Origin of the sequence: Hwangdonia lutea (assembly GCF_032814565.1) — a bacterium.
GTDB classification, from domain to species: domain Bacteria; phylum Bacteroidota; class Bacteroidia; order Flavobacteriales; family Flavobacteriaceae; genus Hwangdonia; species Hwangdonia lutea.
Map to the genome: position 1 here is coordinate 3125167 of NZ_CP136521.1, position 22883 is coordinate 3148049.

The following is a 22883-nucleotide window of genomic DNA, read 5'->3' on the forward strand; positions in this document are numbered from 1 at the left end:
TAAATTTTCGCACACGAATTTAGAAATTTTTTCTGACAAACTCAAGTTTAAAGTTAAGCAGGCAATAGTTAAACCCAGCAAACTAACAATCTGTAATATGCACACCAACCGCTAAACCGCCTTCGCTGGTTTCTTTGTATTTAGTATTCATGTCTTTGGCGGTTTCCCACATGGTATTTACCACCTTATCCAAAGGTACTTTTACGTTGTTCGGGTCGGTATCCAAAGCCAATTCTGCAGCGTTAATGGCTTTAATGGCACCCATGGCATTGCGTTCTATACAAGGTATTTGTACGAGTCCGCCAATGGGGTCGCAGGTTAAGCCTAAATGGTGTTCCATAGCAATTTCGGCGGCCACCAAAACTTGTTCTGGCGTACCCCCAAGCAATTCGGTTAGCGCCCCTGCAGCCATGGCAGACGACACACCAATTTCAGCTTGACAGCCACCCATGGCCGCACTAATGGTGGCGCCTTTTTTAAAGATGCTTCCAATCTCGCCGGCCACCAATAAAAAACGTTTGATGTCTTCAAAATCGCCGTCGTGGTTTTCAATAACCAAATAATACATAAGTACGGCCGGAATAACGCCTGCACTTCCGTTGGTTGGTGCCGTAACTACACGACCCAAGGAAGCATTCACCTCGTTTACCGCCAATGCAAAACAGCTTACCCATTTAATGATTTGCCTAAATTTTACTTCGGTATCCCTTATGGAATAAACCCATTCTACGGGTGTTGTATAGGGTTTGCCGCTTTTTAAGTTTTGGTGCATATCGTAAGCGCGTCGCCTTACGTTTAATCCACCGGGGAGATGGCCTTCGGTGTGGCAACCCAAGTACATGCATTCCAGCATGGTGTCCCAAATGCGTTTAAGTTCGCTGTTAATGTCGCTTTCTGATCGGATGGATTTTTCGTTTTCCAAAACGACTTGCGAGATTGGTAAATTCAGGTTTTTACAAAACTGTAAAAGCTCGGTGCCTTTTTCGATGGGATACGGAAAAGTACATTTTATTTCAAAATTCCGCTTGTGGTTTGTGCGCTCTTCTTTTACAACAAAACCACCACCGATGGAGTAGAAGGTCGATTTAGATTTCCGCCCATTAATGAGTGCCGTAAAAACCATGGCATTGGCATGAAATGGTAAAAACTTTTTATTAAAAACAATATGGGTTTCCGGGTTAAAGGCTAAAGATTTTTCGCCATTAAAATGGATTGTTTTTGTGTTTTTTATGGCATCAATGGTTTTATCGATGTGTTCTGTGGGAATGGTTTCGGGGTCGGCACCGCTTAAACCCAACATAACGGCATAATCGGTGGCATGCCCTTTGCCGGTTAATGACAGTGAGCCGTATAAATCGACAGTAATGGCTTCAACCTTATCAAAGCTGTTGTTTGTTTTAAGTTCTTTTATCCAACGTTCGGCAGCACGCCACGGTCCAAGTGTATGGGAGCTTGATGGGCCAATGCCTATTTTTAGCATATCGAATACCGAGATACATTCCATAATTACGCAATCGTTTTAGTTTGACAAATATAGAGAGATTGTTTTTGATTAATAATTATTTTGAGATGGATTTTAAGGATGCTTACTCTGGTGTTTTTTTTTGTGACACAGAGAATCGCAGCGTATTAAATTAATAGGCGTAAAATTATGGATGCTGCGAGCAGGTGCGCAAGGGATTGAACGGTGTGTTTGAGCTCCCCGACGCAGGAGGGAGCGAGTAGTGAAAGCCCGACCTGACACCCTGAGCACAGTCGAAGGGCAAAGGTTGCGCCCAAATAAAATTTAAGATTTTAGATTAATGATTAACGATTGTTGAGTGCTACCGTGACCTTTGATTACGAACGTAAACCGAAAAATTATGACACTGTGTCATGCTTTTAGGGTTGGCATAATGATTGACTTAAACAACCTGAAATTTATTATTGTAAAAAGTAAACACAACAAATTAAAAGTAAAATATATTATGAGTAAAATTATTGGAATCGATTTAGGAACAACTAACTCTTGCGTTTCTGTTATGGAGGGTAACGACCCTGTTGTTATCCCAAACGCAGAAGGTAAACGCACCACACCATCGGTTATCGCTTTTGTTGAAGGCGGTGAGATTAAAGTTGGTGATCCTGCAAAAAGACAAGCGGTTACTAACCCTACAAAAACGGTTTATTCGATTAAACGTTTTATGGGTAACAAATATTCTGAGTCTAAAAAAGAAGCAGAACGTGTACCATATAAAGTGGTAAAAGGTGATAATGATACACCTAGAGTTGATATTGACGGACGTTTATATACGCCTCAAGAATTATCGGCAATGATTCTTCAAAAAATGAAGAAAACGGCCGAGGATTATTTAGGTACATCGGTAAGCGAAGCGGTAATTACCGTACCAGCTTATTTTAACGATGCGCAACGTCAGGCAACCAAAGAAGCTGGAGAAATTGCAGGCTTAAAAGTTAGAAGAATTATTAACGAACCAACAGCTGCAGCTTTAGCTTACGGTATGGACAAAAAGAGTACAGACCAAAAAATTGCTGTATTTGATTTTGGAGGTGGAACACATGATGTATCTATCCTTGAATTAGGTGATGGTGTTTTTGAAGTACTATCTACCGAAGGTGATACGCACTTAGGTGGTGATGATGTTGATGAAAAAATCATTAACTGGTTGGCTGATGAGTTTCAAGCAGAAGAGTCTATGGACTTACGTAAAGACCCTATGTCTTTACAACGATTAAAGGAAGCAGCTGAAAAAGCAAAGATTGAATTATCATCTTCTGAGCAAACAGAAATTAACTTGCCATATATTACGGCCACTGCGAGTGGGCCAAAACACTTGGTACGTACTTTAACACGCTCGAAATTTGAGCAATTAATTGACGACTTGGTAAAACGTACTATAGAGCCATGCGAATCGGCTTTAAAAGCAGCTGGTTTAACTAAAGGAGATATTAACGAGGTTATTTTAGTTGGTGGTTCAACACGTATTCCTGCCGTACAAAAAGCCGTTGAGAAATTCTTCGGAAAAGTACCGAGCAAAGGTGTAAACCCGGACGAGGTAGTATCATTAGGAGCTGGAATTCAAGGTGGTGTTTTAACCGGAGATGTTAAAGATGTATTGCTTTTAGATGTAACACCTTTATCATTAGGTATTGAAACTATGGGTAATGTTATGACGAAGCTTATTGAAGCGAACACAACAATACCTACCAAAAAATCTCAGATATTCTCTACAGCTGCCGATAATCAACCATCGGTTGAGATTCACGTATTACAAGGTGAAAGAGCGATGGCTGCCGATAACAAAACTATTGGACGTTTTCACTTAGATGGTATTCCTCCTGCAAGACGTGGTACACCGCAAATTGAAGTAACTTTCGATATTGATGCGAATGGTATTATTCACGTTACGGCAACAGATAAAGCAACAAACAAAACCCAAGATATTCGTATTGAAGCATCTTCTGGTTTAACTGAAGAGGAAATCGAGAAAATGAAAGCTGATGCTGAAGCAAATGCTGAAGCCGATGCAAAAGCAGCAGAAAATGCTAAGAAATTAAACGAAGCAGATTCAATGATTTTCCAAACTGAAAAACAGTTGGAAGAGTTTGGTGATAAGTTATCTGATGATAAAAAGAAACCAATTGAAGAGGCTTTAGAAGAATTGAAAAAAGCTTACGAAACTAAAGATATTGAGGTGATTACACCGGCTTTAGATAAAATAAACGAAGCTTGGAAAGCAGCTTCTGAAGAAATGTACAAAGCACAAGCTGAAGCACAGGGTGGCGGAGATGCTCAACCTGGACCAGATGCTTCCGGACAAAACGGACAAGCAGAAGGCAGCGATGTGGAAGATGTAGATTTCGAGGAAGTGAAGTAAGTTGTCATTCCTGCGAAGGCAGGAATCTTATCAAAATATTCTGTGTGCATGGGTTCGATTCCCATATTCTCCACAAGTAATTAATATTGGGGAATTAGCTTAGTGGAAGAGCAGCAGGTTGATAATAATAAAAAAACGCAATCATTAATTTGGTTGCGTTTTTTTTATATAATATTTTATTTTGTAGAAAAATTAATATAGATTTGTCAGTCAATCTAACAATCAAAAACCATGAAAAAATTTAACCTATTTTTTATTGCATTTATTTTAATATTGTCATCTTGTTCGAGTGATGATGCATCACTAATAACATCTGGAGATATTCTTGGAACATGGAAAGGAACATCTTTAGATTACAGTGGGAATACTGCTACTAATGCCCAAGGACAGACTATAAATGCTGATTTTGTGGGAGAAGCATACGATATGAATTATACGCTTACCTTTAAAGATGACCCAAAGATTGTAGTTTCTGAAGGTAGTTATAGTTTAAAATTAACAACGACAGTTTCGGGGGAGACAATGTCTCAAAATATGGAGAATATTGCGTTTTTAGAGGCCGAGAGCTGGAGTAAAAATGATAATACACTTACAGTTTTCAATGGAGATAAATCTTTTGATTATACAATTGTTGAATTAACAGAAAGTTTACTAAAGCTCTCGATATCAACAGAGGAGGATTTGTCGCAGCAAGGAATAAATATTATAACTACAGTTAACGCAATTATGACATTCAGTAGGGATTAGTAAAAACTCTCATGAATTTGTTAAACGCAATCATTAATTTGGTTGCGTTTTTTTGTGTGTTTTCATCAGCAAAAATGAATAAATAAAACCGTTTCTTTGTAAATGCAATCGATTTAACCAAAAAAAGTAATGTCTTTTTCAGCTAAAATAAAATCAAACTACAATCCAAAACGGTTAGCCGTAAAACTTAATGCCAAAGGGGAGCAGTTTGTTTTAAAAGGACATCCGTGGGTGTTTTCGAATAATATTGTAAAAATAAACGATGATGCCAAAACGGGCGATTTAGCTATCATTTTCGGTAAAAATAAAAATCGGGTCATAGGTTTGGGTTTGTATGATGCCCATTCGCCAATTCGCATTAAAATGCTTTATAGCGGTCAAGAAAAAGTTCAAATTAATGCTGCTTTTTTTCAGGACAAAATAAAGGAAGCGTATATCAAACGGCTCAGTTTGCTAAAAACAAAAACCAATAGTTATCGTTTGTTATTTGGTGAAAACGATGGGTTTCCTGGTTTAATAGCCGATGTTTATGCTACGGTGTTGGTGGTTAAAATGTATTCAGAAATTTGGTTGCCATATTTAGAGACTATTATTCCGGGTTTGCAACAAACATCAAACGCTAAAACCGTTGTGCTACGATTAAGTAGAGGAGTGGAACAGTCAAAAAACCATCCATTTACAAATGGCGAGGTTGTTTTTGGAACCTTAGAAAATGAGGTTGTTCAGTTTGTTGAGCACGGTGTTAACTTTTCAGCAAACGTTATTAAAGGGCATAAAACCGGTTATTTTTTAGATCACCGCGCTAATAGAAAACAAGTGGGTGCGTGGAGTAAAGACAAAACGGTTTTGGATGTGTTTAGTTATGCTGGCGGGTTTTCAGTTCATGCTTTGGCAAATGGCGCTAAAGAAGTGACCAGTTTGGATATTAGCAAACAAGCTTTGGAAATAGCCAAGGACAACGGGAAACTTAACAGCTATACCGGAACACATAAAACCATTGCTGATGATGCTTTTGAAGCGTTAAACAAGCTTATAAATAACAAAACAACTTTTGATGTGGTTGTAATCGACCCTCCTAGTTTTGCGAAACAAGCTTCGGAAATAGCACTCGCCAAAAAGAAATATGCGCAATTGGCAGCATTGGGTGAACAGCTTACAAGTAAAAACGGGTTGTTGGTATTGGCATCGTGCTCGTCCCGTATTCAGGCTCAAGCGTTTTACGATATTAATAGTCAGGCGTTATTAGCAACTCAAAGAGCATTTAAGATACTTTTAAAAACACAGCATGACACCGATCATCCCATAGGTTTCCCCGAAGGCGCTTATCTTAAAACGGGCTATTATCGTTTTTTAGATTAGATTTATCTTAATTTGTTATGCATGCATAATATTTATTATATTTGCTCAAATCAAAATAAAAATGGCGACCGAACTTACACAACTTTTAAACATTAAATATCCTATTATTCAAGCGCCCATGTTTTTAGTGTCAAACGTGGCCATGGTTACTGAAGCTATGAAAGGCGGTATAGCCGGCTGTATTCCGGCACTTAACTACAGAACATTGGATGAATTACGAGCCGCAATTAGGGAATTGCACGTCAATAAGGTGGAAGGTGGTTCGTTTGGTTTTAATTTAATTGTAAACAAATCAAACGTAAAATATAAAGATCAGTTACGCGTAATTTGTGAAGAAGGTTGCGATTTTATAATAACCTCATTAGGCAGTCCCGAAGAAACCATTAATCAGGCACATAAAGCTGGTATCAAAGTGTTTTGCGATGTGGTGGATTTAAAGTTCGCCAAAAAAGTTGAAGACTTGGGAGCCGATGCCGTAATAGCGGTGAACAATCAAGCGGGTGGTCATAGAGGTGGAAAATCGCCAGAAGATTTGATTAAACAATTGGTGGCGCATTGTAATATTCCTATAATTTCTGCCGGTGGTGTAGGGTGTAAAGCGGATGTCGATGAAATGTTGGGTTACGGTGCCGCTGGTGTATCGGTTGGCAGTCCGTTTATTGCATCAACCGAAGCCAATGTTACCGAAGAATATAAACAAGCTTGTGTAGATTATGGCGCTGACGATATTGTGGTTACCGAGCGTATTTCTGGAACACCGTGTACCGTTATCAATACACCTTATGTTCAAAAAATAGGCACTAAGGCCACATGGATTGAGAATTTGCTAAACAAGAATAGAAAGCTCAAAAAATGGGTAAAAATGATTCGTTTTTCCATTGGCATGAATGCCACAAAAAATGCAGCAACCAAAGCTACTTACAAAACAGTTTGGGTGGCAGGACCAAGTATTGAACACACGACAGACATATTGCCTACCAAAGCTATTATTGAACGATTGGTTGCTTAATTTAAAAGGAAACAAAGTAGTTATGGTTATTACGGCAATAAATTCTTAAATTGCTATAATGAAAAAGTTTTTACTACTTCTATTATTGGTGTTGTTACTTGGCATTGCTTTAATTTATTGGTCCGTTTCTTCAACGGATAAAGAGTTTGAACGCGGACAACTTATAAATATTGACAACGTTGCGTCGGTAAACTTCAAAGATTACGACTCGGTTCTTATTGCCGCAAGTTTTCTTTACGAAGGTGAAAGTATTAAAAAACTCATTCAAGGTGAGCAATATAGAGAAGCCTGGGCAACGCCAATAAAAGCACCCGTTGTTTTTCTCGATACACTTTTTGGGGGCATGCGCATAATAAAAGAGGGCGGCGGCAACCAAACCCACTCGTTAAAATTAAAAGCACCAAACAATATTGTTTACACTTTACGTAGTGTGAATAAAGATCCACAACCTTTAATTCCAGAGTTTTTAAGAGCCTTAGGACTTGAGAACATAGTTGTTGATGGCATTTCTGCGCAGCATCCTTATGGCGCTATTTTGGTTGCAGAACTCGCCGAATCATCACAGGTATTGCACACACATCCTAAATTGGTTTTTGTGCCTAAGCAAGAAATTTTAGGAGATTTTAATGATAAATATGGAAACCGATTGTTTTTGCTGGAATATGAATCTGATAGTGAAGAAAATTGGACAGCCCTTGAAAATATTGTTGAAATATTGGATACGGACGACTTGCAAGAATTTAAGCGTGATAATCCCCAAGCTGTAAGCGTAGATAAACATGCGTTAGTTCGCTCGCGATTATTCGATTTTTTAATTGGCGATTGGGACAGACACACAAAACAGTGGGGATGGGCCATGCAAAAGACCAATAATCAATATGTGGCCATTCCCATTGCGGCCGACCGTGATAATGCATTTTTTAATATTGAAGGTGTTATTCCGTCGTTAATAGCAAATAAAAACATAGAGCCCATGTTGCGTCCATTTAAAAAAGATATCGATTATTTACCAGGTCTTGTTTACCCTTTTGATAGATATTTTTTACTTAACACACCGGAATCTGTTTTTATAGAGGAAGCCAAGTTTTTACAACAAAAATTAACAGATAAAACCATTGAAGCTGCGTTACATGTTTGGGACAAAGCCATCGTTGAACTGGATGGAAAACAAATTGTAGAAAAAATTAAAAGCCGAAGAGACCATCTTGTACAATACGCCACTGAATTTAAAAAAATAATTGATGAACGAGGCAAACTGCACGAGGCTTTAAAAGGTTCAGATGATATAAAATTGCCGGACGAATTAATAGCTTGCTTTGAATGTGGCAGTGACTAAAAGGCTGCAATGAGCTTGATTGTTTTTAAAACTTTTATCGAAACAGCCATTTAAAAAAGGAATGGTTTTAAATTTAAGTACGGTAATTGGCAAATAGGCGCGTTAAGGATTGCAGTGGCATCCTTTTTTGTGCTTGACCCTAAAATTGATTTGGAAACTTATGAAAAATTAGTAAAAGCTAATTTGATTAGATACTGAAACCAGTTGAGCACAAAAAAGATATAACGGAAAGCCTGACGCTACCGATTTTTTTCGGTAGGGTAACGCCGTAATACTGAAATTACTTCAGCTTAAATCAAAACAAAAAAAAACCCAATCGAAAGATTGGGCTTTTTTAAAATTATAATCGAAAGCTAATTAGTTTCCACCAGCTTCTAGGTTTTTCATTTCCTTTTCAATCATTTCGTAAAATTGATCGATTTTAGGTAGTACAACAACACGTGTACGTCTGTTTGTTGCTCTGTTTTCAGCAGTATCGTTATCAACTAAAGGTACGTAATGGCTACGTCCGGCAGCGATTAACTGGCCTGGGTTTACACCAAGATTCTGTAACTCACGTACAATTGATGTGGCACGCTTAACACTTAAATCCCAGTTGTCTAATAACACACCTTTTTGGTACGATCGGCTATCGGTATGACCCTCAATCATAGCTTCAAATTCAGGTTTGCTATTTATAACTTTAGCCACTTTAGCTAACACCTCTTTAGCTCTAGGCGATACCGTGTAGCTTGCGGTTTTAAATAATAGTTTATCGGCAATTGAAATAAATACAACACCTTTTTCTACGTTTACTTCAATATCTGGATCGTTAATACCAACCTCACGTTTAAGGCTTGTTACCAATGCCAATGTTACGCTGTCTTTTTTGGTAAGCGCATCTTGTAAACGATTAATTTTAAGTTCTTTTTCTTTAATGCTTTCAAGTGTTTTTTCAATGCTACTCGCTCCTTTTGCCGAAAGAATTTGAAGGTTATCATTGCTCGCTTTTAAGTCGGCAATACGCTCTTCCAATACAGTTGTTCTGGCAGTAGCTGCGGCTTTGTCTGCTAAACATGAGTTTAGTTTAACCGTGGCAGAATTTAACAAGTCTTGAGTTTCTTTTTGTTTTGCTTGTAAGTCTGTAAATTGCTTTTTAGATACACATGAGCTTAATAAAAAAATGGTAGATAAGCTAAGTAATAAAACTTTTTTCATAATTAATAATGGATTAAATTTCCTGATTTTGTTGTTCTCACAAAAGTATGCAAAAAACCTATGATTACAGCATAGTTAACAAAACTTTTGCTTACTATTTATAAACTTTTATAATTGTTTTTATTATTTACGAAATAAGCAAACACTATAGATGTTTTTTGATAATATTTTACGGTTTGATTTAAGGCTTTTCTCTGTTTGAGCAAATATGGCAAATGGCTGTAAAACCCAAGATGCGCTTTTAGAACAGCTATAATATGTTTGAACTTTAATTGGAATAAAAACTTTGCACTTGCCACGCCATCTAAAATTAATCGGGCAAGTATTAAAAAGAAAAGGTTGCCTTTGGCATTTTTTGTTACGGCGAATAAACTATTTCTGAAATTTAAAAAGGTTTTTTTAGGATTGGTATTGTTTAAAGTAGCGCCGCCAACATGAAAAATAGTTGAGCTGCCCACATATTTTATTTGGTATCCCAGGTTTTGTGCCCGCCAGCATAAATCTATTTCTTCCATGTGCGCAAAAAATGCTTCATCAAATCCGTTTAAGCTTTTAAAAACCTCTTTTTTAATGAATAAACAGGCACCCGAAGCCCAAAAAATTTCAGTGGTATCGTTGTATTGTCCCTTGTCTTTTTCAATGGTGTTAAAAATGCGTCCACGACAATACGGATATCCAAACTTGTCTATAAAACCACCAGCAGCTCCAGCGTATTCAAAATAATCCCTTTTGTTGTAATCTAAAATTTTAGGTTGGATGATAGCCGTGTTTTCTTCAGTTTTAAAAGTATCAATTATTGGAGTGAGCCAGTTTTTGGTGACTTCAACATCGCTATTCAACAAGCAAAACACATCGGCATCAATACGTTTTAAGGCTTCATTATACCCTTTGGCATAACCGCCGTTTTCTTTGTTTTGAATGATTTTAATGGTGGGGAAACTGCTTTTAACGAATGAAACAGAATCGTCGGTCGAGGCATTGTCTGCCACGTAAATTTCCGCTTCTTCTGATGAATATTCAATTACTGAAGGTAAAAATTGCTCCAACAACTTTTTTCCGTTCCAGTTTAATATGACGATGGCAATTTTTATGTTCAAAGTTTAAGATTTAAATTTTAAAGATTTTTGACTGTAAACTGCTTACTGAGACTACTCACTGTATTTTGGAATGTCCTTTAAAAAATTATAGCGTTCATTTTCAAAATCCATTTGGCAATAATAATGATTTAATCCGTTGGTTACCATTAAAAAACTCGCATTAAGCACTAAATTGTATTGTGCTATTTGGTCAAAGGTATTTTGATTAATCACAATGGTTGGCGCTTTGCACTCCACAATTAAATGAATGCTTCCGTCAGAATTAAAAACAACAATATCGTACCGCTTTTTTAAGGTATTTACAACCAATTCCTTTTCAACATTTATTAACGATTTCGGATAGCCTTTTTCTTCAATTAAATATTGAACACAATGCTGGCGCACCCATTCTTCGGGTTGTAAAACCACAAATTTTTTACGAATACTATCGAATATAGAAATTTTATTTTCGCTACTTTTGAAACGAAACGAAAACTTTGGAAAGTTGAGCTCTTGCAATGCGCTATTATTATTTTTTCAAAGTTAAACACAAAATAACAAATCGCAATATTCAAATACCAAATTCCAATAGATTGTAATGTCTTTTTGGAATTTTAAAATGTACATGGTGTGGACGAAGTCAAGCAATTAGTAACCGATATAAAAAACAAAAACCTAAAACCTATTTATTTTTTAATGGGCGAGGAGCCGTATTATATTGATAAGATTTCAGATTTTATTGAAGAGAATGTGCTTTTAGAAGAAGAAAAAGGGTTTAACCAAATGGTGCTTTACGGGCGGGATGTATCGATTGATGATATTGTTGGGAACGCCAAACGTTACCCAATGATGGCAGAGCGGCAAGTGTTGATTATAAAGGAGGCTCAAGATTTATCGCGAACTATTGAAAAGCTTGCAGATTATGTAAACAATCCGCAACAAACTACGGTTTTGGTTGTAAATTATAAGTATAAAAAAATTGATAAACGCAAAGCGCTATATAAAGCTGTTAAAAAAAATGGCGTTGTTTACGAAAGTAAAAAACTGTACGAAAACCAAGTGGCCGATTGGATTCGCAGAGTTTTAGCACCAAAAAAATATACCATTGCTCCAAAAGCGGCTCAAATGCTGGTTGAATTTTTGGGCACCGATTTAAGTAAGATTAACAACGAATTAGAGAAGCTTCAAATTATCTTGCCCAAAGGCACCCAAATTTCGCCCGAGCATATAGAAGAAAATATTGGTATTAGCAAAGACTTTAATAATTTTGAATTACGAAAGGCTATAGGCGACAGAAATGCGGTTAAGGCGTATCAAATTATAAATTATTTTGCTGACAACCCAAAGGACAATCCTATGGTTGTAACCGTTTCGCTGTTGTTTAATTTCTTTTCGCAACTGCTTCATTTTCATGGGTTAAAAGATAGGTCACCGCGTAATGTGGCATCGGCTTTAAAGGTGAACCCTTATTTTGTAAACGAATATATTACGGCTGCCAAAAATTACCCGATGCGAAAAGTAAGTGCTGTTGTTGCGACACTGCGCGAATTTGATGTGAAAAGTAAAGGTGTTGGCAGTAACGCTGTTCCGCAAGGAGATTTGTTGAAGGAATTATTGGTTAGGATTCTATCGTAATAACTTTTAAAATGAAAGTAGACATACACAAGAGTTGGCAACCCTATTTACAACCCGAATTTGATAAACCGTATTTTAAAAAATTAGCTAATTTTGTTAAAACAGAATATAAAAACGGAACCTGTTTTCCGCCTGAAAACCAAATCTTCAATGCTTTTAATCAGTGTCCTTTTAACCAAGTAAAGGTTGTAATTATTGGTCAAGATCCTTATCACGGAGATGGGCAAGCTAATGGATTGTGTTTTTCCGTTAATGATGGTGTTGCACATCCACCTTCGTTAATCAATATTTTTAAGGAAATTGAGCAGGACTTAAAAATTCCGTATCCTAAAAGCGGCAACTTATTACGATGGGCCAACCAAGGTGTTTTGTTGTTAAATGCCACTTTAACGGTAAGAGCGCATCAAGCCGGTAGCCATCAAAAAAAAGGTTGGGAGCTGTTTACAAATGCAGTGATAAAGCTAATAAGTGATAGTAAAGAAGATGTTATATTTTTACTTTGGGGTGGATTTGCAAAACAAAAATCAAAATTAATCGATAAAGAAAAACATTGTATTCTAGAGTCCGGACACCCGTCTCCGTTAAGCGCCAATAGAGGGTATTGGTTCGGGAATAAACATTTTAGTAAAACTAATTTTCTTTTAAAGCAAAAAGGGAATAAAACAATTGCTTGGTAAAATAGATGTGGTTAACTTCCTGTTGGGGCAAGTTTTTCAGCATCTTGTTTTAAAGCAATAGTTGGTTTTAAAACAATCGGTTTCTTATTAACTTTTGAGGTTCTAATAGTTTTATTGCTGCTAAATTTTAATAATAAAAAATTTATAGCAACTAGCGCAGAAATTGAAATGGTAATAGTTAATAGCATAGATGTTGGGATTAAATAATCTGAAAACAAAAAACAAGTTTAAGTGTTGGTTTTTATCGATTAAATTTTAATTCTGGACAAAAATAATAAATAAAAGACTACAAACAATGTTTTTTTGAATTTATTTTCAGATTATTTCATCTTAATTCAATAATTTTTTTGGAACAACATCTTTATGAACCATTATAGATATGGTTTTTAACTTGAAATAAGATTCACTCATATATATGTAACCATCGTTGGCAACACGGTCTGAATTTTTACCCCAAGAATTCTTTACTTTATAGTACGTCGTTCCATTTTGGTCTTTTAACATTCCGGTAATATGCATTAAATGGTCGTCGGTGGTGTTGTAATTTTCAAATTCTTGTTGCCTTAAATTTTGAGTGATTTCCTTTTCTGGTCGTACATTTTCCAAAGCTTCTTTTTTATTGATATCATCTTTAGGGATTACTGCCAAACCATGTTTTGATGAAAAGGTTTTTTCGCTTACATCACAATCCAATTCAACGGTGTAGCCCGCTTTTAGTGCATTATTTGTAATATCCACCAAGTCGTTAAGCTTAACGTTTAAAAATGATCCGTTTGAAAAATTATCGGGAATGTTTAGTATAAAGTTTGTATTAAAAGGTTGGTGTGAAAACGATGTGATACTAATGTAATCTTTCGGGTTTATTTTCGTCATTTTTAAAAATGATTCTGGTGTGTATTGTACGTCTTCATAATTAAAAGTTGATATGTTTTTACCAAGATAAATATCCAAAACACTTTCAGTTACCAGTTTCCATTTTGGCGATAATTGGCGCCCGGGATTTTTAATATAAACATCCAACATGCCTTTTAAAACAGCTATCATTTCAGCATGATTGTGTCTTGTTGTATGAGTTTCCAAACCTGGATACACAACGTTTGGCACCAAGCCATGATCTGCAACACTATTAATTACATCGTGTGCCAAACCACCTTCGCTAAATTGTGCTTTGCCTTGTCGCATGATGTAATTCCATGCTTTTTTCGGATAGGTATTTCTAACCGTGTACATTTCAGACAAATCTATGTTCTTGCCCGTAATGCGCATAATTTCACTTTCTAAAAATGACGATGCAGAAAAACTCCAGCAAGTACCCGTATTGCCTTGACTAATAACATCGGTGGTTTCTAAATCTATGACGGTTTCAAATTCATAAGATTGCGAATTACATGTAAACGAAACAAAAATTAAAATGACTATTATGAGGCTATTTTTCATGTGGAATGAAGTGTATTAATGAAATAAAATTTATTTTTGACTAAAATATAAAAAATGGAACAAGCAAAATGGGTAACCGCTAAAGAATATCAGGATATTACCTATAAAAAATATAATGGTGTTGCACGCATCGCGTTTAACAGACCAGATATTAGAAATGCATTTAGGCCAAAAACAACAAGCGAGCTTTATGATGCTTTTTACGATGCCAACGAAGATGTAAACATAGGTGTAGTTTTATTATCTGCCGAAGGGCCTTCTACCAAAGATGGTATTTGGAGTTTTTGTTCGGGAGGCGATCAAAAAGCCCGTGGGCATCAAGGATATGTTGGTGAAGATGGCTATCACCGATTAAATATATTAGAAGTACAACGGCTCATTCGCTTTATGCCAAAAGCTGTTATTGCTGTGGTTCCTGGTTGGGCAGTAGGAGGCGGACATAGTTTACATGTGGTCTGCGATTTAACTTTGGCGAGTAAAGAGCACGCTATCTTTAAACAAACCGATGCCGATGTTACCAGCTTTGATGGTGGCTATGGATCGGCTTATTTAGCAAAAATGGTAGGGCAGAAAAAGGCGCGTGAAATTTTCTTTTTAGGACGTAATTATTCCGCTCAAGAAGCTTACGATATGGGCATGGTAAATGCCGTAATTCCGCATGACGAATTAGAGGATACCGCTTATAATTGGGCACAGGAAATATTAGCAAAATCGCCAACTTCAATTAAAATGCTAAAATTCGCTATGAATTTAACTGATGATGGCATGGTAGGGCAGCAGGTATTTGCAGGCGAAGCCACGCGTTTAGCTTATATGACCGATGAAGCTATTGAAGGCAGAAATGCTTTTCTTGAAAAACGAAAACCTAACTTTGAAAAAAAATGGATTCCGTAAATGAAAAATATTTCTCTTTGGGTTTCAACCATGCGTTTACGAACGCTTCCGCTATCGGTTTCCGGAATCATCTTAGCCTCTTGTTTAGCAGCATATAATGGATACTTTAATTGGAAAATCTGTGTTTTAGCCATTTTAACAACGCTGAGTTTACAGATACTATCCAATTTGGCAAACGATTATGGCGATGGTATTAAAGGCACCGATAATGAAGACCGAATTGGTCCCGAACGCGCCATTCAAAGTGGTAAAATATCACCCGATGATATGTTTGGTGCTATTCGAATTAACATATTAGTTTCTATTATTTTAGCGTTTGCACTCATTTTTACAGCCTTTGGTGTGAAACATTTTTTACTCACCATGCTATTCTTTGCATTGGGAATTGCAAGTGTTGTTGCGGCGATGCGCTATACAATTGGAAGCAATGCTTATGGCTACCGAGGTTTAGGCGATGTTTTTGTGTTTGTTTTTTTTGGATTGGTTAGCGTAATTGGGTGTTATGTGCTGTATGCAAAAACCATAGACCACGTGGTGTTTTTACCAGCATGCACCATAGGTTTGTTGAGTATGGGCGTGTTGAATTTGAATAATATGCGCGATATAATTTCTGATGAAAAATCAAATAAAATAACACTCGCGGTAAAACTGGGGCAAAATAAAGTTAAAATTTATCATACGGTGCTTATAGTATCCGCTATAATTTTATCGGCTTTATTCGGCATTTTGTATTATACCTCGCCTTTCAATTTAATTTTTGTGGTTGCTTATGGGCCTTTAATACTTCACCTAAAAAAAATTAACAACAATAAAGACCCTAAATTGCTAGACCCCGAACTGAAAAAATTAGCCTTAACCACAGTGCTCTTAGCGATTTTAATGGGAATTGGACATTTGCTATAGTTTTTGTAATTTTCTGTTTAAATTTAGAACACATGAAAATCACATTTTACGGTCACGCGAGTTTAGGCATCCAAATTGAAGACACTCATATTTTGGTAGACCCTTTTATTACAGGAAATGATAAAGCGTCCCATATAGATATAAATACACTTAAGGCAGATTATATTTTGCTAACCCATGCGCACCAAGATCATATTTTGGATGTCGAGGCCATTGCAAAACGAACCGATGCTGTTATTGTTTCTAACTTTGAAATTGTTTCACATTTTGAGAATTTAGGATTGGAAGGCCACCCCATGAATCATGGTGGTACTTGGGATTTTGAATTTGGAAGCGTAAAATACGTCAACGCCATTCACACCTCGTCGTTTCCCGATGGTAGTTATGGCGGGCAACCTGGTGGTTTTGTAATTGAAGGCGAACACAAAAATATTTATATCGCCGGCGATACAGCTTTAACTTTTGATATGAAATTGATTCCACTTCAAACAAAATTAGATTTAGCGATTTTACCAATTGGTGATAATTTCACTATGGGTATAGACGATGCTATTTTGGCCAGCGATTTTGTAGCCTGTGATAAAATTTTAGGGTATCATTTTGATACGTTTGGCTATATTGAAATAGACCACGAAGTTGCCAAACGCAAGTTTTTTGAAAAAAATAAAGACTTGATGCTTCTAAAAATTGGCGAGAGTTTGGAACTGTAGTATTACTTGTTTTTACTTTCAACTGAATCCATCCATTCCTTTCGTAAATCGTCAGATATTTTGCCCGTACCATCGTGTGTCCAACCCGGTGGTTTTACAAAATAAAGTAATCTTTTTGCGATAGATTTTCTTCCGGAAAATACGTCTTTAAACATATTCACCCATTCAATAAATGCAATTTTAATGGGGTTGAAAGTGTCGATGTTTTTTACCAATCCGTAAATTACTTTTTCATCTTTAAGTTCCGGCTGAAAGGTGCCAAACAACTTATCCCAAATAATTAAGATACCTGCATGGTTTCTATCCAAATAAATGGGGTTGCTGCCATGGTGCACGCGGTGGTGCGAGGGTGTGTTAAAAACAGCTTCGAACCACTTGGGCATTTTGTCAATAGTCTCGGTATGTATCCAAAATTGATAAAGCAAGCTAATAGACATTTGCAACAAAATCATCGCCGGATGAAACCCAAGCAAGGGCAACCATAACCAAAATATAAAAGTATAAAAACCACCAGACCAGGTTTGTCGTAAAGCGGTGCTTAAATTGTAATGTTTCGAGGAGTGGTGCACCACATGCGATGCCCAAAATAAACGGCACTCGTGCGAAATTCGGTGAAACCAATAGTAAGCAAAATCATCTGCAAAAAAAATGAGCACAAAACTCCACCAAGCCACGGGGATGGTAAATAACCTGAAGTTTTCATAAACAAATAAAAACGACAGCAAAACCAAAGCCTTGCTAAAATAGCCTAAAAATACGTTGCCCAAACCCATGGCAATAGAAGATAGGGCATCTTTTTTTTCGTAAGAATTAATGCCTTCCTTTACCGTTACATACAATTCGATAAGCATGGCAAGTATAAAAAAAGGAATGGCAAATAGTATGATATCAGGAAATTCGGGAGACTGCATGGTTTTAAAATTAGTTCTAAAAGCTGTACAAATTAAACATTTTTATTGAGTATTTTTGAAAATTCTATGATTGCAACGTACCACAAATATATTTTAAACTTTAAACAAGCCAGCGGAACATCGCGCGGGGTTTTAAAAACCAAGGAAACTTGGTTTATTGTTATTGAATACAATGGAAAAAAAGGCATTGGCGAATGTGGTGTTTTTCGTGGTTTGAGTGTTGATGATGTGCCGCATTACGAAGATATTTTGCAATGGACTTGTGTAAATATCCATTTAGGATTAGCAGTGTTATTGGACGAGTTGAATAAATTTCCCAGCATACAATTCGGACTTGAAATGGCTTTTAAATCTTTGGAAAGCGAAAATGATTTTGAGTTGTTTCCTTCTGAATTTACAAGGGGCAATGCCTCAATACCAATAAACGGATTGATTTGGATGGGTTCCGAGGCATTTATGAAGCAACAAATAAAAGAAAAGATTTCAGCCGGATTCCATTGTATAAAAATGAAAATTGGAGCGATTGATTTTCAAACGGAAATAAATCTGATTAAATCGATTCGAGAGGAATTTTCATCAAAAGAAATTGAATTACGTGTGGATGCCAATGGTGCATTTTCAACAGATGAAGCTTTGGAAAAGCTGAAAATATTGTCGGATTTCGATTTGCATTCCATAGAGCAACCTATAAAACAAGGGCAATTTGAGGCCATGGCAAAACTTTGCGACAACACACCATTGCCCATTGCTTTAGATGAAGAATTAATAGGTGTTTATTCTGTAACAAAAAAACAGGAACTGCTACAAACCATAAAGCCGCAATACATCATTTTAAAACCCAGTTTAGTAGGCGGTTTTAAAGGCAGCGATTCGTGGATAGAAATTGCGGAAAACAACAATATAGGTTGGTGGATTACCAGTGCTTTAGAGAGTAATATTGGGCTAAATGCCATTGCGCAATACACATATAAAAAGCAAAGCGATTTACCACAGGGCCTTGGTACTGGCGCATTATTTACCAATAATTTTGATAGCCCATTGCTAGTAAAAAATGGTACATTGCAATATGATAAAAAACGAACTTGGAATTTAGAACTCTTAACATAAAATTTTACAATGTATATAGCTCAAACATTTAATGTATTACACGATTGGTGGCGGTATTTAGTAGGCTCTGTTTTAATATTTATTGCGTGGCAATTAATAGGGATGATTCCTTTAGCCATAGGCATTGGTATTAAAGTTATGGGTGGTGGCAATATACCAGTGAGTATCCCACAAATGGTATCGCTTTTAGGAAACAATTTATTTTTGTTTTTAATGCTTTTATCGTTTGCCATCGGTTTGGTTGGCTTGCTTCTTACAACAAAATTCTTGCATAAACAACCGTTTAAACACTTAACAACAGCTCGAAAAAAAATAGATTGGAAACGCTTTTGGTTTATATTTTTTTTATGGGGTATCGTGTCCAGTGGTTTTGTGCTGGTCGATTATTTTTTCTTTACACCCGAAGATTACGTTCTTAACTTTCAGTTAGAACCCTTTTTAATATTATGTGTTATAGCTATTTTGCTAGTGCCTTTACAAACCAGTTTTGAAGAATATTTATTTAGAGGCTATTTAATGCAAGGTTTTGGGGTTCTTTTAAAAAATAAATGGGCGCCATTATTAATAACCTCGATAGGTTTTGGCTTGCTACATATTGCAAACCCAGAAGTTGAAAAATTAGGTTATATTATAATGATATATTATATAGGCACGGGCTTGTTTTTAGGCATAATCACGTTAATGGATGATGGTTTGGAGCTAGCCTTAGGTTTTCACGCAGCAAACAATTTGTTTACGGCATTGTTGGTTACGGCAGATTGGACAGCGTTTCAAACGGATTCTATTTTAAAAGATATGTCTGATCCTGAAAAAATGGGATTAGTCGAAATATTCGTCCCCGTATTTGTAATATTTCCAATTCTGCTTTTCATTTTATCAAAAAAATACAATTGGTCTAATTGGAAAGACAGGTTGTTGGGCGATGTCGTAGAACCTCCAAAAGAAAATTATAAAATAATAGAAGATATAGGAAATCATGATACCAGATTATAATAAAGTACATTTAAAATTCAAACTCGATAAAAATCATTATTCTTATAATGACCTTGATGAAGTGGCCTATAGTTTTGTAAAAGAAGGCCGCCCTTTCGAACAGGATATTGGCAATTTTCTACTCGACTGGTTAGATAAAAAGGATTATATTTTGGTAAACACCTCGGGTTCTACGGGGAAACCAAAACGTATAAAAATCAGCAAACAGGCTATGGTGAATTCGGCCGTTGCCACAGGCAATTATCTTAATTTAAAACCGGGCGATACCGCCTTATATTGTTTGCCTGCGCATTATATTGCAGGTAAAATGATGCTTGTTAGAGCCATGATTTTAGGTTTGGAATTAGATTTAACACAGCCCACATCGCAACCAATTTTCGATTATAAATTGCCTTACGATTTTGTGGCTATGGTGCCTTTGCAACTCGAAAAAATCTATGGCTATTGCGATGCCATTAAAACCATTATTGTGGGTGGCGCACCTGTTTCAAACAACTTGAAAAAAGCTATCCAAGGCATAAAATCCAATGTTTATGAAACTTATGGAATGACGGAAACCATAACGCATATCGCATTAAAAAAACTCAATAATTTTGATGGCTCTAGTAGTGTGACATCCACTCATTTTAAAACACTTCCTAATATTTCGCTGTCTCAAGACAAACGAAATTGTTTGGTCATTAATGCGCCTCAACTTTCAGAAGAGCCTATAATTACTAACGATATTGTAGAGTTGCACTCTGAAACCGAATTTGAGTGGTTAGGGCGTTTCGACAATATTATAAATTCTGGCGGCATTAAGTTTTCACCGGAGCAGATAGAAGCCAAACTCCAAAACAGCATAAAACAACGCTTTTTTATTGCTTCGGAAAAAGATGAAAGGTTAGGCGAACAGGTTATTTTGGTTGTTGAAGGTGATTCAAATACTATGGCAGATGCCGCTTTTTCAGAGTTGGAAAAGTTTGAAAAGCCAAAAGCTATTTATAACGTTTCAGAATTTAGTGAAACCACTTCAGGCAAAATTCAACGCAACCACATCTTAAAACAGCTAAAAATTCAAAATTAATTGTAACATTCCCTTCGTTTAATCTACTAACCATCAAAATTTAAAACATGAACTTTATAAAACGTGTCCTATCTACCGTTACAGGAATTTTTGTATTCCTGTTTATTTGTTTTGCATTGCTCATCATCATTGGGTTATTGGCAGGTTCGTCATCCGATGAAAATATTATTGTTAAAAACAATTCGGTGTTAAATCTGAAACTGGATTTTCCTATAAAAGACTATGCCGGAAAAACAGTATTTAAGCAATATAGCTTTTTAAATGAAGATAGAAAAGATGGTCTTTTCAATATTATTGACGCCATAAAATATGCGGCAACCGATGATAGAATAAAAGGCATCACCATTGATAATAATTTTATTCAGGCCGGAGTTTCGCAAACCAAAGCGATTAGAGATGCCCTTTTGGAATTTAAAAAATCGGATAAATTTATAGTGGCTTACGCCGATATTTATACGCAAAAAGACTATTATTTAAGCTCTGTTGCCGATACCATTTACATGAATCCCGCAGGTATGATGGAGTTTAACGGCTTATCTTCAGAGCATTTGTACTTTAAGGATTTTCAAGAAAAATCGGGGATTAAAATGGAAGTCATTCGTTTAGGAAAATATAAAAGTGCTGTTGAGCCTTTTTTAGAAAATGAAATGAGCGACAATAACCGCGAACAAATCGAAAGCTATTTAAACGGGATTTGGGGCGAACTTAAAAAAGAAATTTCCGTAAGCAGAAATATATCCGCCGAACGTTTAAACATTATTGCCGACAGTTTATTGTCAAGAACGGCGCCATTGGCAAAAGCATCAAAAATGATTGATAAAATTGCTTATTACGATGAGTTTCAAAATGGTTTGAGAAACGCTCTCGATTTGGAAGCATTAAAAAAGATAAATACCATTTCTATAAAAGATTATGCCATTCATACGGCCAATAAGCTTAAAACAACTTCAAGCAGTAATCAAATTGCTGTTATTTATGCCGAAGGAGAAATTATATATGGCGAGGGCGACGAGAAATATGTGGGTCAGGGTGCTGTGAATCGCTCATTGCAAAAAGCGAGAGAAAATGATAAAGTTAAAGCCGTAGTAATTCGTGTAAATTCACCAGGTGGAAACGCTTTGGCCAGCGAGCTTATTTGGCGCGAAATAGAACTGACCAAAAAAGTTAAACCTGTGGTTGTATCTATGGGCGATGTTGCTGCTTCGGGTGGTTATTACATAGCCAGTAATGCCGATAAAATTATAGCAGAACCTACAACAATTACAGGGAGTATAGGGGTTTTTGGCATGCTACCAAATGTAAAAGGACTCGCCGATAAATGGGGTATAAATGCCGAACAGGTTTCAACCAATAAAAACGCGGTGGTGTATAGTTTGTTTGAACCCATGAGCGACACCCAAGAAGCTTTTATCAAAGAAAGTATCAATAATATTTATGAGTTGTTCACCAATAGGGTGGCCGAAGGTAGAAATATGACACAAGACGATGTTAAAGCCATTGCACAAGGCAGAGTGTGGACGGGCAACGATGCTGTTAAAAATGGATTGGTGGACGAACTTGGTGGTATGGATGTAGCATTACAACATGCCGCTGAAATGGCTCAAATTGAGGATTATAAAATTAAAGAATTCCCGGTTTTTGAGAAAGACCTCGAGAAAATATTGCAAAGCTTTGGTTTGGCTAAAACTAAAGAAGCTATTTTAAAAGAAGAATTAGGCGAGGCCAATTACAAAATCATGCAGGAAATAAAAGCGATGTCGCAGCGCAAAGGGATTCAGTTGCTGCTTCCTTTTGATACTGAGATAAAGTAAATTACAATTTGTTAAAATTAATTTAGACGTAAGTTCGAGTGATTCCGATTTTTTTATCGCAATTGTATCGAAAACATGTAAATTTTAAATCCTAATTTTTTACAAAACGTGAATTTTAGACCCGTCAGGTTTTTAAA

Annotated in this window: 21 protein-coding genes; 14 read left to right on the top strand and 7 right to left on the bottom strand. The window is 36.4% G+C overall.

Features of this window, described 5'->3' with window-relative positions:
• Positions 1-82: 82 nt before the first annotated feature.
• A complete protein-coding gene (locus tag RNZ46_RS13465; RefSeq protein WP_316982686.1) occupies positions 83-1504 on the bottom strand; it encodes an L-serine ammonia-lyase in 1422 nt (473 codons plus the stop codon).
• Positions 1505-1967: 463 nt separating this feature from the next.
• On the opposite strand from RNZ46_RS13465, the gene dnaK reads away from it, so the two are divergent.
• The 5 genes from dnaK (at position 1968) to RNZ46_RS13490 (ending at position 8329) form a co-directional block, all read left to right on the top strand.
• On the top strand, positions 1968-3878 hold the full coding sequence (gene dnaK, locus RNZ46_RS13470) for a molecular chaperone DnaK (protein WP_316982687.1): 1911 nt from the start codon (positions 1968-1970) through the stop codon (positions 3876-3878).
• A 231-nt stretch (positions 3879-4109) separates the two neighbouring features.
• Positions 4110-4625: a hypothetical protein gene (locus RNZ46_RS13475; RefSeq protein WP_316982688.1), complete on the top strand. Its 516-nt coding sequence runs from the start codon at positions 4110-4112 to the stop codon at positions 4623-4625.
• A gap of 129 nt (positions 4626-4754) precedes the next feature.
• Positions 4755-5984: a class I SAM-dependent rRNA methyltransferase gene (locus tag RNZ46_RS13480; RefSeq protein WP_316982689.1), complete on the top strand. Its 1230-nt coding sequence runs from the start codon at positions 4755-4757 to the stop codon at positions 5982-5984.
• A gap of 61 nt (positions 5985-6045) precedes the next feature.
• Positions 6046-6993 (top strand): NAD(P)H-dependent flavin oxidoreductase, encoded by a 948-nt coding sequence (locus tag RNZ46_RS13485; RefSeq protein ID WP_316982690.1) that lies wholly within the window; start codon positions 6046-6048, stop codon positions 6991-6993.
• Positions 6994-7051: 58 nt separating this feature from the next.
• Positions 7052-8329 (top strand): hypothetical protein, encoded by a 1278-nt coding sequence (locus RNZ46_RS13490; protein ID WP_316982691.1) that lies wholly within the window; start codon positions 7052-7054, stop codon positions 8327-8329.
• 357 nt (positions 8330-8686) lie between these two features.
• Here the strand turns inward: RNZ46_RS13490 and RNZ46_RS13495 are convergent, their stop codons facing one another.
• The 3 genes from RNZ46_RS13495 to RNZ46_RS13505 all read right to left on the bottom strand — a co-directional run bounded on the left by RNZ46_RS13495 (position 8687) and on the right by RNZ46_RS13505 (position 11121).
• A complete protein-coding gene (locus RNZ46_RS13495; protein WP_316982692.1) occupies positions 8687-9526 on the bottom strand; it encodes an OmpA family protein in 840 nt (279 codons plus the stop codon).
• Positions 9527-9624: 98 nt separating this feature from the next.
• Positions 9625-10617 carry a glycosyltransferase family 2 protein gene (locus RNZ46_RS13500; RefSeq protein WP_316984998.1) on the bottom strand — a complete coding sequence of 331 codons (993 nt, stop codon included), beginning with the start codon at positions 10615-10617 and terminating at the stop codon, positions 9625-9627.
• A gap of 57 nt (positions 10618-10674) precedes the next feature.
• A complete protein-coding gene (locus tag RNZ46_RS13505) occupies positions 10675-11121 on the bottom strand; it encodes a type I restriction enzyme HsdR N-terminal domain-containing protein (protein ID WP_316982693.1) in 447 nt (148 codons plus the stop codon).
• 111 nt (positions 11122-11232) lie between these two features.
• On the opposite strand from RNZ46_RS13505, the gene holA reads away from it, so the two are divergent.
• Positions 11233-12237, top strand: coding sequence for a DNA polymerase III subunit delta (holA, locus tag RNZ46_RS13510; RefSeq protein ID WP_316982694.1), 1005 nt, complete (start codon positions 11233-11235; stop codon positions 12235-12237).
• 11 nt (positions 12238-12248) lie between these two features.
• Positions 12249-12914 (top strand): uracil-DNA glycosylase, encoded by a 666-nt coding sequence (locus tag RNZ46_RS13515; protein ID WP_316982695.1) that lies wholly within the window; start codon positions 12249-12251, stop codon positions 12912-12914.
• Between the two features lie 11 nt (positions 12915-12925).
• Here the strand turns inward: RNZ46_RS13515 and RNZ46_RS13520 are convergent, their stop codons facing one another.
• Together RNZ46_RS13520 and RNZ46_RS13525 are read right to left on the bottom strand one after the other, a co-directional pair.
• Entirely contained in the window at positions 12926-13132 is a 207-nt protein-coding gene (locus RNZ46_RS13520) for a hypothetical protein (RefSeq protein WP_316982696.1), read from the bottom strand.
• A gap of 112 nt (positions 13133-13244) precedes the next feature.
• Positions 13245-14351: a C1 family peptidase gene (locus RNZ46_RS13525; RefSeq protein ID WP_316982697.1), complete on the bottom strand. Its 1107-nt coding sequence runs from the start codon at positions 14349-14351 to the stop codon at positions 13245-13247.
• 54 nt (positions 14352-14405) lie between these two features.
• On the opposite strand from RNZ46_RS13525, the gene RNZ46_RS13530 reads away from it, so the two are divergent.
• From RNZ46_RS13530 to RNZ46_RS13540, 3 genes are read left to right on the top strand one after another with little or no spacing between them, the layout of a single operon-like run.
• Entirely contained in the window at positions 14406-15245 is an 840-nt protein-coding gene (locus tag RNZ46_RS13530; protein WP_316982698.1) for a 1,4-dihydroxy-2-naphthoyl-CoA synthase, read from the top strand.
• Positions 15246-16148, top strand: coding sequence for a 1,4-dihydroxy-2-naphthoate octaprenyltransferase (menA, locus tag RNZ46_RS13535; protein ID WP_316982699.1), 903 nt, complete (start codon positions 15246-15248; stop codon positions 16146-16148).
• A gap of 32 nt (positions 16149-16180) precedes the next feature.
• Positions 16181-16858, top strand: a complete 678-nt coding sequence (locus tag RNZ46_RS13540) for a metal-dependent hydrolase (RefSeq protein ID WP_316982700.1) — start codon at positions 16181-16183, stop codon at positions 16856-16858.
• Positions 16859-16860: 2 nt separating this feature from the next.
• Here RNZ46_RS13540 and RNZ46_RS13545 read toward each other — a convergent pair whose 3' ends face one another.
• Positions 16861-17769, bottom strand: a complete 909-nt coding sequence (locus RNZ46_RS13545; protein ID WP_316982701.1) for a sterol desaturase family protein — start codon at positions 17767-17769, stop codon at positions 16861-16863.
• A 66-nt stretch (positions 17770-17835) separates the two neighbouring features.
• On the opposite strand from RNZ46_RS13545, the gene RNZ46_RS13550 reads away from it, so the two are divergent.
• Genes RNZ46_RS13550 through sppA form a run of 4 tightly spaced genes read left to right on the top strand, consistent with a single transcriptional unit; the run spans position 17836 to position 22746 of the window.
• The gene (locus RNZ46_RS13550) at positions 17836-18876 is read left to right on the top strand and encodes an o-succinylbenzoate synthase (protein ID WP_316984999.1); all 1041 of its coding nucleotides are present in this window, start codon (positions 17836-17838) and stop codon (positions 18874-18876) included.
• 9 nt (positions 18877-18885) lie between these two features.
• Positions 18886-19869: a CPBP family intramembrane glutamic endopeptidase gene (locus RNZ46_RS13555; protein ID WP_316982702.1), complete on the top strand. Its 984-nt coding sequence runs from the start codon at positions 18886-18888 to the stop codon at positions 19867-19869.
• Entirely contained in the window at positions 19853-20935 is a 1083-nt protein-coding gene (locus tag RNZ46_RS13560; protein ID WP_316982703.1) for an AMP-binding protein, read from the top strand. The genes RNZ46_RS13555 and RNZ46_RS13560 overlap by 17 nt, the downstream gene beginning before the upstream one ends.
• A gap of 47 nt (positions 20936-20982) precedes the next feature.
• Positions 20983-22746: a signal peptide peptidase SppA gene (gene sppA, locus RNZ46_RS13565; RefSeq protein WP_316982704.1), complete on the top strand. Its 1764-nt coding sequence runs from the start codon at positions 20983-20985 to the stop codon at positions 22744-22746.
• Positions 22747-22883 lie beyond the last annotated feature (137 nt).

Excerpts from the sequence above, each read along its gene's own strand:
- RNZ46_RS13545 (WP_316982701.1), bottom strand. The coding sequence starts at position 17,769 with ATGCAGTCTCCCGAATTTCCTGATATCATACTATTTGCCATTCCTTTT.
- RNZ46_RS13485 (WP_316982690.1), top strand. The coding sequence starts at position 6,046 with ATGGCGACCGAACTTACACAACTTTTAAACATTAAATATCCTATTATT.
- RNZ46_RS13560 (WP_316982703.1), top strand. The coding sequence starts at position 19,853 with ATGATACCAGATTATAATAAAGTACATTTAAAATTCAAACTCGATAAA.
- RNZ46_RS13525 (WP_316982697.1), bottom strand. The coding sequence starts at position 14,351 with ATGAAAAATAGCCTCATAATAGTCATTTTAATTTTTGTTTCGTTTACA.
- RNZ46_RS13555 (WP_316982702.1), top strand. The coding sequence starts at position 18,886 with ATGTATATAGCTCAAACATTTAATGTATTACACGATTGGTGGCGGTAT.
- RNZ46_RS13540 (WP_316982700.1), top strand. The coding sequence starts at position 16,181 with ATGAAAATCACATTTTACGGTCACGCGAGTTTAGGCATCCAAATTGAA.
- RNZ46_RS13490 (WP_316982691.1), top strand. The coding sequence starts at position 7,052 with ATGAAAAAGTTTTTACTACTTCTATTATTGGTGTTGTTACTTGGCATT.
- RNZ46_RS13495 (WP_316982692.1), bottom strand. The coding sequence starts at position 9,526 with ATGAAAAAAGTTTTATTACTTAGCTTATCTACCATTTTTTTATTAAGC.
- sppA (WP_316982704.1), top strand. The coding sequence starts at position 20,983 with ATGAACTTTATAAAACGTGTCCTATCTACCGTTACAGGAATTTTTGTA.
- RNZ46_RS13530 (WP_316982698.1), top strand. The coding sequence starts at position 14,406 with ATGGAACAAGCAAAATGGGTAACCGCTAAAGAATATCAGGATATTACC.
- RNZ46_RS13550 (WP_316984999.1), top strand. The coding sequence starts at position 17,836 with ATGATTGCAACGTACCACAAATATATTTTAAACTTTAAACAAGCCAGC.
- RNZ46_RS13475 (WP_316982688.1), top strand. The coding sequence starts at position 4,110 with ATGAAAAAATTTAACCTATTTTTTATTGCATTTATTTTAATATTGTCA.
- RNZ46_RS13465 (WP_316982686.1), bottom strand. The coding sequence starts at position 1,504 with ATGGAATGTATCTCGGTATTCGATATGCTAAAAATAGGCATTGGCCCA.
- dnaK (WP_316982687.1), top strand. The coding sequence starts at position 1,968 with ATGAGTAAAATTATTGGAATCGATTTAGGAACAACTAACTCTTGCGTT.
- RNZ46_RS13480 (WP_316982689.1), top strand. The coding sequence starts at position 4,755 with ATGTCTTTTTCAGCTAAAATAAAATCAAACTACAATCCAAAACGGTTA.
- menA (WP_316982699.1), top strand. The coding sequence starts at position 15,246 with ATGAAAAATATTTCTCTTTGGGTTTCAACCATGCGTTTACGAACGCTT.
- RNZ46_RS13515 (WP_316982695.1), top strand. The coding sequence starts at position 12,249 with ATGAAAGTAGACATACACAAGAGTTGGCAACCCTATTTACAACCCGAA.